Origin of the sequence: Kribbella sp. CCNWLW201 (assembly GCF_037203805.1) — a bacterium.
Classification (GTDB): domain Bacteria; phylum Actinomycetota; class Actinomycetes; order Propionibacteriales; family Kribbellaceae; genus Kribbella.
In genome coordinates this window covers 13,691-27,381 of record NZ_JBBCBQ010000006.1, presented here as the reverse complement: position 1 = coordinate 27,381, position 13,691 = coordinate 13,691, and the positions used below count along the sequence as shown (strand labels likewise).

Annotated in this window: 13 protein-coding genes; 5 read left to right on the top strand and 8 right to left on the bottom strand. The window is 68.6% G+C overall.

Features of this window, described 5'->3' with window-relative positions; genetic code table 11:
* Positions 1–28: 28 nt before the first annotated feature.
* On the bottom strand, positions 29–400 hold the full coding sequence (locus V9K99_RS24210) for a YciI family protein (protein ID WP_337012323.1): 372 nt from the start codon (positions 398–400) through the stop codon (positions 29–31).
* Positions 401–597: 197 nt separating this feature from the next.
* Here V9K99_RS24210 and V9K99_RS24205 point away from each other — a divergent pair, with 197 nt between their 5' ends.
* Positions 598–2,040 (top strand): flavin-containing monooxygenase, encoded by a 1,443-nt coding sequence (locus V9K99_RS24205; RefSeq protein ID WP_337012321.1) that lies wholly within the window; start codon positions 598–600, stop codon positions 2,038–2,040.
* A 38-nt stretch (positions 2,041–2,078) separates the two neighbouring features.
* Here the strand turns inward: V9K99_RS24205 and V9K99_RS24200 are convergent, their stop codons facing one another.
* Positions 2,079–3,218 carry a citrate/2-methylcitrate synthase gene (locus V9K99_RS24200; protein WP_337012319.1) on the bottom strand — a complete coding sequence of 380 codons (1,140 nt, stop codon included), beginning with the start codon at positions 3,216–3,218 and terminating at the stop codon, positions 2,079–2,081.
* 84 nt (positions 3,219–3,302) lie between these two features.
* Between V9K99_RS24200 and V9K99_RS24195 the strand changes: the two genes are divergently transcribed.
* Positions 3,303–4,463 (top strand): citrate/2-methylcitrate synthase, encoded by a 1,161-nt coding sequence (locus V9K99_RS24195; RefSeq protein ID WP_337012316.1) that lies wholly within the window; start codon positions 3,303–3,305, stop codon positions 4,461–4,463.
* Positions 4,464–4,468: 5 nt separating this feature from the next.
* On the opposite strand, the gene V9K99_RS24190 is transcribed toward V9K99_RS24195, so the two are convergent.
* The 6 genes from V9K99_RS24190 to V9K99_RS24165 all read right to left on the bottom strand — a co-directional run bounded on the left by V9K99_RS24190 (position 4,469) and on the right by V9K99_RS24165 (position 12,003).
* Positions 4,469–5,827, bottom strand: coding sequence for a hypothetical protein (locus tag V9K99_RS24190; RefSeq protein ID WP_337012314.1), 1,359 nt, complete (start codon positions 5,825–5,827; stop codon positions 4,469–4,471).
* A gap of 32 nt (positions 5,828–5,859) precedes the next feature.
* Positions 5,860–6,744: a MurR/RpiR family transcriptional regulator gene (locus V9K99_RS24185; RefSeq protein ID WP_337012312.1), complete on the bottom strand. Its 885-nt coding sequence runs from the start codon at positions 6,742–6,744 to the stop codon at positions 5,860–5,862.
* Positions 6,745–6,861: 117 nt separating this feature from the next.
* Complete coding sequence (locus V9K99_RS24180) at positions 6,862–7,806, bottom strand: tetratricopeptide repeat protein (protein WP_337012310.1); 945 nt, start codon at positions 7,804–7,806, stop codon at positions 6,862–6,864.
* Positions 7,807–8,023: 217 nt separating this feature from the next.
* The gene (locus tag V9K99_RS24175; RefSeq protein ID WP_337012308.1) at positions 8,024–9,817 is read right to left on the bottom strand and encodes an NAD-binding protein; all 1,794 of its coding nucleotides are present in this window, start codon (positions 9,815–9,817) and stop codon (positions 8,024–8,026) included.
* Positions 9,738–11,411 (bottom strand): acyl-CoA mutase large subunit family protein, encoded by a 1,674-nt coding sequence (locus V9K99_RS24170; RefSeq protein ID WP_337012306.1) that lies wholly within the window; start codon positions 11,409–11,411, stop codon positions 9,738–9,740. The genes V9K99_RS24175 and V9K99_RS24170 overlap by 80 nt, the downstream gene beginning before the upstream one ends.
* Positions 11,412–11,499: 88 nt before the next feature.
* Positions 11,500–12,003, bottom strand: coding sequence for a MarR family winged helix-turn-helix transcriptional regulator (locus tag V9K99_RS24165; protein WP_337012305.1), 504 nt, complete (start codon positions 12,001–12,003; stop codon positions 11,500–11,502).
* 41 nt (positions 12,004–12,044) lie between these two features.
* Between V9K99_RS24165 and V9K99_RS24160 the strand changes: the two genes are divergently transcribed.
* The 3 genes from V9K99_RS24160 (at position 12,045) to V9K99_RS24150 (ending at position 13,684) form a co-directional block, all read left to right on the top strand.
* The gene (locus tag V9K99_RS24160; RefSeq protein WP_337012303.1) at positions 12,045–12,491 is read left to right on the top strand and encodes a DUF4231 domain-containing protein; all 447 of its coding nucleotides are present in this window, start codon (positions 12,045–12,047) and stop codon (positions 12,489–12,491) included.
* Between the two features lie 32 nt (positions 12,492–12,523).
* Complete coding sequence (locus V9K99_RS24155) at positions 12,524–13,258, top strand: maleylpyruvate isomerase family mycothiol-dependent enzyme (RefSeq protein WP_337012301.1); 735 nt, start codon at positions 12,524–12,526, stop codon at positions 13,256–13,258.
* Positions 13,259–13,336: 78 nt separating this feature from the next.
* Positions 13,337–13,684, top strand: coding sequence for a YciI family protein (locus tag V9K99_RS24150; protein WP_337012299.1), 348 nt, complete (start codon positions 13,337–13,339; stop codon positions 13,682–13,684).
* Positions 13,685–13,691 lie beyond the last annotated feature (7 nt).

The following is a 13,691-nucleotide window of genomic DNA, read 5'->3' as shown; positions in this document are numbered from 1 at the left end:
CGTCGGGGCACCCGGCTGCTGCGACATGTCAGGCCGGGGGCGCCGCGTCCGCCGAGGTGTCCATGATCGGGCGGACCTCGACGTTCCCGGACGGGCAGATCTTGGCGAGCTCGAGGGCCTGGTCGAGATCGCGGGCCTCGATCACGTAGTAACCGCCGAGGGCCTCCTTGGTCTCGATGAACGGGCCATCGGTGACCAGCGGCTCGGCGCCCTCGCGGTTCCGCACCGTGCTCGCGGTGGTGGACTTCTCCAGCGCCTCCCCGCCGAGGATCCGCGCCCCGGCCTTCTCCACCGCCTCCGAGAAGGCGCCGTGCAGCTTCATCGCCTGCTGCCACTCCTCCGCCGTGAGGTTGTCGAACCACTCTTCGCTGTCGAACAGCAAGAACATGTACTGCGCCATCTCGAGCTCCCTTGTCTCGGGCTTGTACTGAACATCTTGCTGACGATCGGCGGCGGGCGGAATCGACAGCACCGGCAACGAACTTCCCAGTCATGTTTCCGGTTCACCTCCCAGTGACGCGGCGGCTACGAACAGCACCATCGTGCCGACCCCGCGTACTCTTGACCAGGAACTCAACAGGAACCCAGGAGGCATTCATGGAGCACCTGGACGTCCTCGTCGTCGGGGCCGGCCTGTCCGGTATCGGCGCCGCCTACCGACTCCAGACCCAATGCCCCGACCGGACGTATGCCGTCCTCGAGGCAAGGACGAGCCTCGGCGGCACCTGGGACCTGTTCCGCTACCCCGGCATCCGGTCCGACTCCGACATGTTCACCCTCGGCTTCCCGTTCCACCCGTGGAAGGCGGCCAAGGCGATCGCGGACGGCCCGTCGATCCTGGAGTACCTGCACGAGACCGCGTCCACCTACGGCATCGACAAACACATCCGTTTCGGCGAGCGCGTCGTACGGGCGTCGTGGTCGTCAGCGGACGCACTGTGGACGGTAGAGACCCCGCAGGCGTCGTGCACGTGCTCGTTCCTGTATGCGTGCAGCGGGTACTACGACTACGACTCGGGCTATGTGGTCGACTTCCCTGGGCAGAGTGAGTTCGAGGGCCGGGTGGTGCATCCGCAGCACTGGCCGGAGGACTTGGACTACACGGGGCAGCGGGTGGTCGTGGTCGGCAGTGGTGCGACTGCGGTGACGCTCGTACCGGCCATGGCTCGTACGGCGGAGCACGTGACGATGCTGCAGCGGTCGCCGAGCTATGTCGCGTCCAGACCGGCTCACGACGCGTTCTCCGACCGACTGCGCGCCGTACTGCCTGAGAAGCTCGCGCATCGGGTGATCCGGGGTAAGAACGTTCTCTTCAGTACTGCGGTCTACAGCGCGCTCCGGAGGTGGCCGGCGCATGCTGCGTGGCTGCTCAACAGCACTGTGGCCAAGCAATTGCCGGACTCGATCCCGGTGGACCCGCACTTCACCCCGCGATACAAGCCGTGGGATCAGCGGCTCTGTCTGGTGCCGGACGCGGACCTGTTCGAGGTACTGCGCGATGGCTCGGCCTCTGTGGTCACGGACGAGATTGAGACCTTCACGCGGGCCGGTCTGCGACTGCGGTCCGGGCAAGAGCTGGAAGCCGACCTGATCGTCACCGCGACCGGACTGCGCATGGCCGCCCTCGGCAACATCCGACTGACGGTCGACGGGCGAGAGGTGGACCCGCACGACACCTTTGTCTACAAGGGGATGATGCTGAGCGGCGTACCGAACCTGGCCTGGTGCATCGGCTACACCAACAACTCCTGGACGCTCCGCTCCGACCTGACCTCGCAGTACGTCTGCCGCCTGCTCAACCACCTCACGGCCACCGGCACCAGCATCTGCGTGCCGGAGATCGACCAGTCCGAGTACGACGCCCCACGCCGTCCCGTGGTCGACCTCTCCTCCGGCTACATCCAGCGAGCCGCGTCGATCCTCCCCCGCCAGGGCTCTCACGGCCCGTGGCGCCTCCGCCAGAACTACCCGCGGGACCTGGTCCTGCTGCGCTTCGGCCCGGTGACCGACGACTCCATGCAGTTCAAGCCTGCCGCCTGAGGATGTGGTGCGGCCGGCGAGCGGCCGCACCACACCGACTACGGGACCGGGACGGGCGGCTGCTGGCCGACGTAGGTCGCGATGGGGCGGATGATCTTGGGGTCGGTGGACTGTTCGAGGATGTTGGCGGACCAGCCGATGACGCGGCTGACCGTGAAGGTGGGCGTGAACATCGGGCGGGGCAGACCGCAGAGCTCCATCACCACACCGGCGTAGAACTCGACGTTGGCGTAGAGGTTGCGGCCCGGCTTGAGCTCGGCGAGTACGTCGACGATGCGCTGCTCCACCGTGGTGGCGAAGTCCACCAGGTCCCCGCCTATGCCGCGGGCGATGTCGCGCAGCATCAGCGACCGCGGGTCCTCGGTCGTGTAGACCGCGTGCCCGAAGCCCATGATCCGGTCCCCTGCCGACACCTTCTCGCGCACCCAGGCGTCGATGCGATCCGGCGTACCGATCTCGTCCAGGCTGGCCAGCGCCCGGTCCGGTGCACCACCGTGCAGCGGTCCCGAGAACGCTCCGATCGCACCAGCGATGGCAGCCACGACGTCAGCACCCGTCGACGCGATCACGCGAGCGGTGAACGTCGACGCGTTGAACCCGTGGTCCACGGTCGCGACCAGGTAGTGCTCGATCGCAGCACTCTGCACGGCACTCGGCTCCGCGCCGGTCACCAGGTACAGCCAGTTCGCCGCGGCGGTCAGGTCGGCACGCGGCTCGAGCGGCTCCTGCCCCTCACGCAGGCGGTAAAGCGCCGCCAGGATCGTCGGCGTCACCGCGCACACCAGCATCGCGTCGGCCTTCCTCCGCACCGGGTCCGCGTCCCACAACGGCGGGAGACTCCGTACGGCGGCCAGTAGCGACAAGGCGGTGCGGAGACCGGCCAGCGGGTTGAACGTCGGGCCGGCGGTCGCGATCGCCGGCAGGACCGCGCGAACCTCGTCCGGCAGCACTCGCAGCGGCGCCAGTTCGGCGACGAAGCGGTCGCGTTCCTCAGCGGTCGGGAGGTGGCCCTCGAACATCAGGAACCAGACGTCTTCCAGGGTCTTGGACTTGGCGAGATCGATCGCCGAGTACTGGCGGTAGTGGTAGAACCCTTCGTCACCGCGGACGTCGCCGAGGGTCGTCTCGGTGACGACGACGTTGCGCAGGCCCGGCGGAACATTGATTGTTGTTGACATATCTTCAGAGTTGACAGGCAATCAATGATTGTCAATATTGATCCAGTCAACATGAGCGTCTGAAGGGGCGCGGAGGAGCGGTGGATGAGTCAGCAGGGTGATGAGAATTACCTGACCACGGCAGAGGTCGCGCGCCGGCTGAAGGTGAAGCCGGAGACGATCTACGCGTATGTGAGCCGCGGGCTGCTGACGAGCGTCCGGGCCCGCGGCCGGCGCGGCAGCCTGTTCGCGGCGGCCGACGTCGAGCGACTGGCGAGCAAGTCCGTGGAGCACTCCGGCGTGGTCGAGCAGATCGAAACCGAGCTCACCCTCCTCCACGACGACAACCTGTACTACCGCGGTCACTCGGTCCGAGAGCTCGCCACCGAGCGGACGGTCGAGGAGGTTGCGCACCTGCTCTGGACCGGCGAGCTGACCACACAACCGACGTTCCCCGCGCCAGGTGACTCGGTCCAGCTCGCCCGCTCAGCGATGAGGGTCGTGCCGGATTCAGCCCGCCTGACGGACCGGCTGCGCGTGGCGGTCGCCGTACTGGGAGCTGCCGATCCGATGCGGTTCGACCTGGCGCCCCGGTCGGTGATCCTGGCCGCGGAGAAGCTGATCGGCGTGCTCACCGCCGCCCTTCCCGGGCCTGCATCGGGCGTCGAGCAATCACTGGGCAAGCGGCTCTGGCCGAAGCTGTCACCGCACCCGCCGCGACCAGAGGTGCTGGAGGCAGCGCTGATCCTCCTGGCCGACCACGGCCTGGCGGTGTCGACCGTCGCGGCCCGAGTAGCGGCCAGCGCCCGGGCGAATCTGTACGCCGTCGTGTCGGCAGGACTGGGCGCGTTGGACGGGCAGTACCACGGCGCCGCTCCGACCTTGGCGTACGAGTTCCTCCAACGAGCCCAGCGGGATCCGCTCCAAGCGTTGTCGGATCAGCTCCGGTCAGGTGAACCTGTGCCAGGGTTCGGGCACCGGATCTACCGCGAGCGGGACCCGCGCGCCGAGGTGTTGCTGGAGCTGCTCGGCGACCACCCGATCGTCGAGACAGTCCAGGTGCTGGGTGCGCGGATGCCGTCGTTCCCGAACAGCGATCTCGCGGTGGCGGCGATGATGCATGCCTTCGAGTTCCGGGCAGATGCCGGCGACGCGTTGTTCGCGCTGGCGCGGATCATCGGATGGACCGCACATGCGCTGGAGGAGTACGCGGCGCCGGCTCTGCGCTTCCGGGCCTTGGGCATCTACACCGGCCAGACCAGCTGAAACCCTTACCGGGGTTGGAGTTTGAGGAGGACAGCGGCGCCGGGGGCCAGGGTGAGGGGAACGGGGACAGCGGGGCGGCGGGAGTAGGTTTGGGTGCTGGGGTTGAAGACGCTGACCCAGAAGACGCCGGATCGGTTCGGGGTGAGGGTGATTCGGGCCTCGGCGGAGTGGGAGCGGTTCGCGACCAGGACCCAGCGATCGGCTGAGCCGTCGCGGGAGCGGAAGGTGCCCACCACGGCAGGTGATCCGGAGATGGCGGAGATCGAGCTGGTCGGGGTGAACCCCACGGTCCCGTTCGGCAGCGGGTTCTCGTTGGCGTGAACCACTGACTCGGACACCAGCGGCTTGAGTTCGCGGCCGACCTGATGAAGCCAGGTGGTGTTGATCGTGCGGGCGGCGTCGTACCGGGGTGTGCGCTGGCCGTCGACCGTGATCAGGGCCGGGCCGAAGCCTTCACCACGGGCGGCCTCCGGGGTCCAGTAGGTGAAGTACTGGATGCCTTTGGCGCCGTACGCGAGGCTGATGTTGACCTGCCACAGCAGCTCGGCCGCGGTCGGCTCGCGATGGTTGTCGTAGGCAAGCGTCTGGATGAAGACCCAGGACGGGATGTCGCCGTGCAGCGCGGCTTCGCGGACGATCGCCCAGTTGTGGAAGTAGTTCCCGTCCTCGCGGCCGCCGGACAGCAGCGGGTACCGGTCGAAGGAGATCAGCGACGGCTTCACGACGTCGACGAAACTGCGGTAGTACGCCGGGTCATCGGACGGGAACAGGTTGATGTACGGCAAGAGCGCAGGGGCGAGCTCACGGGAGACCGCGACCGCTCGAGCCAGGGTGCCGAACCAGCCGGCGCCGGGTTCGTCGTACAGATTGAAACCGGCCAGCGAGGAGAACGGGCCGTAGGCGTCGCGGGCGCGGATGTAGAGGGCGCGGGCCTCGGCCGTCGTGACGCTGAGGAAGTCGGCCGGGTTGTCGGAGATCGAGAACCAGCGCGACATGTTGCGGATCTGGATGTCGTCGGAGATCAGCATCTGCAGTCCGGCGATGCGGGCGAGCCCGAGCTGGTACTGGAAGATGTTGCCGTCACCGGCGTAGTTGCCGGAGATGACGAAGTCGAACCCGGCCGCCTTGATCTCGGCGTACCGCTCCGGCGTACTCGCGTACGGGTGCGGCGGCCAGAACAACCCGATCGGGAACTCCGGCCCACCCGTCAACGGCAGGTCGTCCGGCGACGGAACAGCAGCAGGTACGACGGCTGAGGCGGCAGCGGCCGACGTGGTCGAGGCAGCGGCGGTCAGGGCGGTCGCGCCGGCGCCGAGCAGCAGGGTGCGACGACTGGGACCGAGAATGCGGTGCGGGCTCTGCATGGTTCTCCTTCACGGGCGGGTGGACGGAGCATTCAGGTGCGCTTGCGATGCGACGCAACGGCCTCGGCAGTGGCGTCGAAGGCCTGTTCGGCCAGCGGGTAGTCGCGTTGGGCCACCCCGAGATACAGCGCGTCGAGGACCAGCATCTGCACGTGCCGAGCGGACATCCCGCCGGTGCGGAAGGTGACGTCACGAGCAGCGGTCAGCAGTACGACGTCCGCCGACAACGCCAGCGGCGATCGCGGATAGTTGGTCACGGCAACAGTCGTCGCACCGCCACGGCCCGCGCGCTGCAACGGCTCCAGCACCTCGACCGTCTCGCCACTGTGCGAGATGCCGACGGCAACATCACCCGGACCGAGCAACGCCGCACTGGTCAGCGCGTTGTGCACATCGCTCCATGTGCTGGCGGCCCGATCGATCCGATGCAGCCGGAGCCGCAGGTCCTCGGCGACCGACGCGGACCCGGAGACGGCGTACATGTCGATCCGCCGCGCATCGGAGATCGCCTGCACCGCCCGGCCGAGCGCATTCACGTCGATCGACGCGACCGTGTCCTCGAGCGCCCGGGTGTCGGCACGCAGCAGTGTCCGCAGTACGTCGTCGAGCGAGTCGTCCGGCCCGACCTCGGCACCGGTCCCCAGCTCCCAGCTGCTACTGGTCCGCCCGCTCTCGGCCGCGAGTGACAGCCGCAGCTCGGCGTACCCGGACAACCCGAGCGCCAGGCAGAACCGCGTGACACTCGGCAGGGACGTCCCACAGCGAGCGGCGAGCTGGCCGATCGTCGACGCGGCGACGCCGGACGGATCCCGCAGTACCTCGGTCGCGATCCGGGCCTGCGCCGGGCTGAGCGCGGGCAGCAACCCGTTGATCCGGGCTTCCAGACTCGGTTGCGGCGATGCGGCGACAGCACTCATGTGAATAATTCTCAGACCGAGCCAACAGCGATTGCAAGAGTTCACACGAGGCCACAAACGGACAGACGAAAAGACCCCCTCGGCCACGAAGGCCGAGGGGGTCGAGTCCCGAACAGATCAGAACAGCGCGGCCATCAACCGCCGGCGAGCCTTGATCACGCGCTCGTCGTCGGCGCCCACCACCTCGAACAGTTCCAGCAGATGCAGCCGGACATCGTTGCGCTCGTCACCCGAGGTCGCCTGGACGGTGCTGATCAGCCGGTTGAACGCGTCCTCGACGTGACCGCCCATCAGGTCGACGTCCGCGACCAGCTTCTGCGCCTCGACATCCCCGGGGTTGTCGGCCGCGCGGGTCCGGATGTCGGCCGGCGCCTCCTGGGTCCGCTTGACCAGCTGGACCCGGGCCAGGCCGGACTTCGCCTCGGCGTCGTTCGGGGTCTCCTTCAGGAGCTCCTCGTACGCCGCGATCGCGCCGTCCAGGTCACCGGCACCGACCGCGTTCTCGGCCTTCTCGAACCGCGGGTTCGGGGCCGGCTCTTCCTCCTCCGCGGCGGGCTCGGCCGGACCACCGACAGGCTCGGCCCGCCCGGTGATTCCGTTCGCGACCGCCACGGTGAGCAGCTGGTCGAGGTACTGCCGCGTTTCCGGCTCCCCCAGCGCACCCTGGAACAGCGGGACCACCTGACCCCGCAGTACGGCGATCACCAGCGGAACCGTCTGGACGCCGACCGCCTGGGCCAGTTGCGGGTTCGCGTCGATGTCGATCCGGGCCAGCAGGAACTTGCCGGCGTACTCGGTGGACAGCTGGGCGAGCACCGGGCTGAGCGCGGTCGAGGCCTGCGACCGCGGCGACCAGAACTCGACCACCACCGGGACCTGCAGCGACCGCTCGATCACATCGGCCTGGAAGGTCGGCTCGCTCACGTTCAGCACATACGACCCCGCGGCGCCACCGCCTGCTGCCGGAGCACCACCCGCAGCCGGTGGACCACCAGCCGCCGCGGGCTTGCGCAGGGACGACAGATCGATCGCCCCGGGACGGGAGAAGTTCGACTGACTCACGACTGCCCTCGCATTCCGTTCACGTTCACGGGTCCATCCTCCCCGAGAGTGCCCGCCGCCGGAAATCCGTGCGTCAGCTCCGGTGTCCAGGTGGGTGCATCGCAAGGCGGAGGGAAGGGCTCGATGCGGGGTTCATCGTGCCCTTCCCTCCAACGCAGCGAGGTGCCCGCATGGGCGCCGGAGATGGCGTGCGGAGGTCCGGCGGCGGGCACTTCCACTAGGCGTGTTGTGCCCGGGTGGCCAGGAGCAGGCGGGCGAGGCCGCTGCGGGTGCCGGCAACGGCGATCCGGTCGCCCGGCTGGAGCTCCTTGTCGTACGCCGGGGACCAGTCCCAGGTAGTCCCGTCCCGGCGCGCCAGGACCCGCAGACCGCCGGCTTCGTCCAGCTCGCCCAGCCGGCGCCCACCCGCGACCGACCCGGGTTCGACGGTGACCTCGGTGAGCAGCAGGACACGACGACCGGCCGGCACGGTGACCTGACTGCGCCGGTTCGCCACCGCCGCCGCGATCGCCGGCGCGACCAGCATCGACACCGACCGGCTGTGCCCGAGCCCGAGCCGCCGCTCGACTCGCTGGGCCAGGTCATGGTCGAACATCCGCATCGTGATCCGCGCCTCCGGGTTCAGGTCGCGGACGACCATCGCCGACTCCAGATTCGTGATGTCGCCGTTGGTGATCGCCAGCACCGCCTGAGCTCGCTGTACGCCGGCCTGTCGCAGCGTCTCCTCGTTGCTGCTGTCCCCGATCACCACCGGGATGCGCAGCCGGTGCGCGGTCTGCACACCGGGCGAGTCTTCGTCGTGCTCGACCCCGATCACCGCGACACCACGCTCGGCCAGGATCTCCAGTACGCGCGCACCGACCGTACCGAGACCGCAGACGACGACGTGGTTGCGCGGCCGGCCGCGGACACCGCCGATCACCCGGGACAGTCGCGCCCCGATCAACGAGTCGACGACGACCGCGGTCAGCAGGGCCATCAGCACGATGCCGGTCAGCTGCACCAGGACCGCGGCCACCTTGGCCCAGGGCTCCGCCTCGGAGAACGCGTCGTCCTCGATCCCGGCCGACGTCACCGCACCGGCGGCCAGGTAGAGCGCGCGCCACCAGTCGATGTTCGGGTTCGCGATGTAGTGCGTCAGCACGGTCCCGGTGAGCACGAGGAACGTCATCACCGCGGCGATCCGCCGTACCCGGCGATCGAAGATGTCGCGCAGCGCCATCAGCCAGCCGGCCCGTCGTACGTCCTTGGTCCGCCAGACGCTGCGGACGCCGGTGCCGAGGACGATGTCGCCGGTCGGGTCGGAGCTCACGATCGGCAGCAGCTCCGGTGTCGCCGACGAGGTGGTGTCGGCCAGTACGGCGATATGCGGCCCCCGGATCAGATCGGCCTGACCGGCGACCAGCCGCCGACCTCCGATTTCGAGCCAGGTCAGCTCGTCGTCCTCCAGGGCGTCCGACACGAAGGCCGGTGCGGCCAGCGAAGGTCCCGAGATCACCACGCAGTCACCCAGCAGCCGATGCAACTGCTCACCCAGCCGGGGGTTGACCATCTGTACGACGATGCGCAGATCCGGATCCATGTCCCGCGCGGTCAACGCGGTGTGGACGTTGTGGACGTCGTCGTTGTCCAGCAGCACCAGGGCGCGTGCGTTCGACGGCCGCCCGTTCTCGGCATCGATCCCCGCGCGCCGCAGCAACGCCTCGCTGACGACGCGGACACCCATCACCTGCGCGCCGAGTTCGCCGATCCGTTCGTAGTGCCGGGACGCGGGGTTGACGATCGCGGTGACCCGTTCGCCGGAACCGACCAGCTCGGTGACGACCCGCAGCATCGTGCGGTCCGATCCGCAGACGACCACACCGCGACCGTCGAGCGGACCGCCGCCGTTGCCGCCGGGCGGTGCGGGTGGCGGGTCTGCCGGGGGCTCGTCAGAAGCGGGCGGGCTCTCGGTATTCGCCCCAGAGTTCCCGAAGAACGTGACAGATTTCCCCCATCGTGGCCTCCGCACGCGCCGCCTCCAGCATGGGTTCGATGAGGTTGCCGGTCCGACTGGCCGCCTCGACCAGAGCCGATAGCGTACGACGTACCCGGTCCTCGTCGCGGTGCGTCTTGCGCGCCGCGAGCACCCTGCACTGCTCGATCTCCACCTCGTGGCTGACCCGGAGGATGGACAGCTCACCGGAGACCGTGTCGGTCAGGGTGTTCACCCCGACGATCTTCTTCTCGCCCTTCTCCAGCTTCTGCTGGTACTCGAACGCGGCGTCGGCGATCTCGGCCATGAACCAGCCGTCCTCGATCCCGCGCAGGATCCCGCCGGTCATCGAGCCGTCCGGGCTCATCTCCTTGATCCGGGCAAAGATCTCCTCGGCCTCGGCCTCGATGTCGTCGGTGAGCGCCTCGACGAACCAGGACCCGCCGAGCGGGTCGGCGACGTTGGTGACCCCGACCTCTTCCATCAGCACCGACTGCGTCCGCAACGCGATCTCGGCCGACTCCTCGCTCGGCAGCGCGAGCGTCTCGTCGAGCGCGTTGGTGTGCAGCGAGTTCGTCCCACCGAGGATGGCTGCCAGCGCCTCGACAGCAGTCCGTACGACGTTGTTGTACGGCTGCTGGGCCGTCAGCGACACCCCAGCCGTCTGGGTGTGGAAGCGCAGCGACTGGGCCTTCTCGGTGCGAGCGCCGTACACGTCGCGCAGCCAGCGGGCCCAGATCCGGCGGGCGGCGCGGAACTTCGCGATCTCCTCGAAGAAGTCCAGGTGGCTGTCGAAGAAGAACGACAGCCCGGGCGCGAACACGTCGACGTCGAGGCCGCGGCTGAGCCCCAGCTCGACGTACCCGAATCCGTCGGCGAGCGTGTACGCCAGCTCCTGCGCGGCGGTCGAGCCGGCCTCACGGATGTGGTAGCCGGAGACACTGAGCGGCTTGTACGCGGGGATGGTCGCGGCGCAGTACTCCATCAGGTCACCGATCAGGCGCAGATGCGGTTCCGGCGGGAACAGCCACTCCTTCTGCGCGATGTACTCCTTGAAGATGTCGGTCTGCAGCGTCCCGTTGAGCTTGGTGATGTCGGCGCCCTGGCGCTCGGCGGCGACCAGGTACATCACGAACGCCGGTACGGCGGGACCGGAGATCGTCATCGAGGTCGTGACGTCCTGCAGCGGGATGTCCTTGAACAGCCGGTCCATGTCGGTGGCCGAGTCGATCGCGACGCCGCAGTGCCCGACCTCGCCGAGCGACTTGGGGTCGTCGGAGTCGCGGCCCATCAGCGTCGGCATGTCGAACGCGACCGAGAGGCCGCCGCCACCACCGTTCAGGATCATCTTGTACCGCTCGTTGGTCTGCTCGGCGTTCCCGAAGCCGGCGAACTGGCGGATCGTCCAGGTGCGGCCGCGGTACCCGGTCGGGTAGAGGCCGCGGGTGAACGGGAACTCGCCCGGCCAGCCGATCCGGTCCATCCGCGGGTCGTCGACCCCCTCGGGCGGCCCGTAGACGGGCTCGACCGTGGTGCCGGAGAGCGTGGTGAAGTCCGCCTCCCGCTTGCGTGCCGCGTCGTACCGCTGCTGCCACCGGCTCCGGCCGGCGGCGATCTGCTCGGCATCCATCAGTCAGACCTCCTCGGGAACTGGTCCCAAAATACTAGGACGTCCAACTATTTCCAACCTGAGGACAACTTTGAGGTCCCGCGTTGGGTCAGGTGAAGTCGCCGGCGTTGTGGCGGAGGGGCTCGAGGACGGACCAGAGCATCTTGAGCTGCTCGTCGGTGAGGCCGGACAGGGCGAAGTCGGCGGCGACCAGGTCGGCGGTGGCGCGTTCGACCAGTTCCCGGCCCTCGGGGGTGATCTCGCAGAGGACGGCCCGCCCGTCGTCCGGGTGTGGGGTCCGGGTGACCAGTTTGGCCGCCTCCAGGCGCCGTACGATCGACGTCACCGAGGTCGGGTGCACCTGCAGCCGCTCCCCCATCTTGCCCAGCGGCAACGACCCGCGCCGCGAGAACGTCAGCAGCACCAGCGCCTCGAACCGCGCGAAGGTCAACCCGTGCTTCTTCAGGATGTCGTCGAGCTCACCGATGACGATCTGCTGGGCCCGCATCAGCGACGTGACCGCCCGCATCTGCTCGACCGCGCCCCACCGCCGCCCCCACTGCCGGGAGGCCTCGTCAATAGGATCGAACGGCAACGCCCGCTTCCTCGCCATGACCGGAACATTAACCGCCGAAACGCTTATCGTGGCTGACCGTGGCGACTCTCAGAGAATCCGACTTCCCGGCACTCGGCACGGACTCGCCGGCCGAGGAACTGATCACGATCAGATTCCGCTGGTACCGGGCCCAGGCGAACCGGGCGCGCATCGCCTACCGAGCCCTCGGCACCATCCAACTGGTCGCGGCGCTTGTGATCGCGATCTCTGTCGCCATCGACGCCCCGAACTGGCTGGCGCCGGCGCTCGGCGGCCTGATCGCGCTGGCCGAAGGGATCCGCACCCTGTTCGGGTTCAAGGACTCCTACCCGATGTACACCCGGACGGCCGAACAGTTGCGGAACGAGGCCTGGCTCTACGCCCAGCGCGCCGGGCGCTTCGCCGACGCCGAGGACCCGGTCCGCCTGCTCGCGGAACGGGTGGTCGAGATCAGCCAGGCCGAGACCACCGACTGGGCCGAGGCGATGAAGTCCCGGACCATCTGAAACTGTCCGTCGGCGGTGGCATGCTCGGCCGTATGACGTTGGCTGGGTTCTACCTCGAGCAGTTGCGGGCTGAGTCCGCGCGGTTGGGTGAGGTTGGGCGGATGGGGCTCGATGCCGCTGTGCCCAGCTGTCCGGGGTGGACGGTCGAGTCGGTGGTGCGGCATGTGGCGACGGTCTACCTGCACAAGGTGGAGGTCCTGAAGCTCGCGGCGTTGCCAGATCCGTGGCCGCCGGACTTCAGCGGGCGGGATGCGATCGAGTTGTACGACGAGGCACGCGCGGCGATCGTGGACGCGCTGGAGGCCGCCGGGACCGAGCGGGAGACGTGGACGTTCAACCCGGACGACAAGACCTCCGGGTTCTGGTTCCGGCGGATGGCGCTGGAGAGTGTGGTCCACCGGATCGACGTCGAACAGGCGCATGACGTGATCACACCGATCGACCCGGAGCTGGCCCTCGACGGCATCGACGAGCTCCTCTTCCCCAACCTCGCCGGCCCGTGGTGGGAGGAAGGCGATACGGCCCACCCGGTCGATGCCGCCGTACGCATCACGGCCGACGGGCGGTCGTGGACGGTCCGCGCCGACGCGACGAAGGTCGTGGTGAGTCAGGTGGCCGAGGGTGAGGTGGACGCCGAGATCTTCGGGTCGGCGGATGCTCTGTTCCTCTGGTTGTGGGGTCGGCAGGACGCGTCGGTGATTCAGTCCGCGGGCGACGCGGGCGTCGTACGGGAGTTCCGGGCGCGGGTCGCGGAGTGCACCACCTGAGAGATGTCCTGGAGGTGCGTGGCTGTTCGTTCACTTGCTGAGAGGCCACAGTGGGCCTGGCGAAGAAGGAGTGTTCCGATGGCGCAGTACCTTGCACTGACCTACACGGCGGACGTCGACTGGTGGGCGCCTGAGCAGGCGAGTGAGCTGGCGGAGTACCGGCAGTTCGGGGTGGACCACGCCGACACCATCAAGGCGAGTGCCGTCCTACATCCGACTCCGACGGCGACCGTCGTCCGGGTGGAGGGTGCGCGCGGCGGGAAGGTCGTCACGACGGACGGGCCGTACGCGGAGACCAAGGAAGCCCTGACCGGCTACTACCTGATCGAGGCCGACAACCTGGAGGAGGCGGTCGCCATCGCCGCGCAGATCCCGGCCGCGTGGAACGGCGCCGTCGAGGTGCGCCCAGTCATCCTGGCCAAGTAGCTCCCCG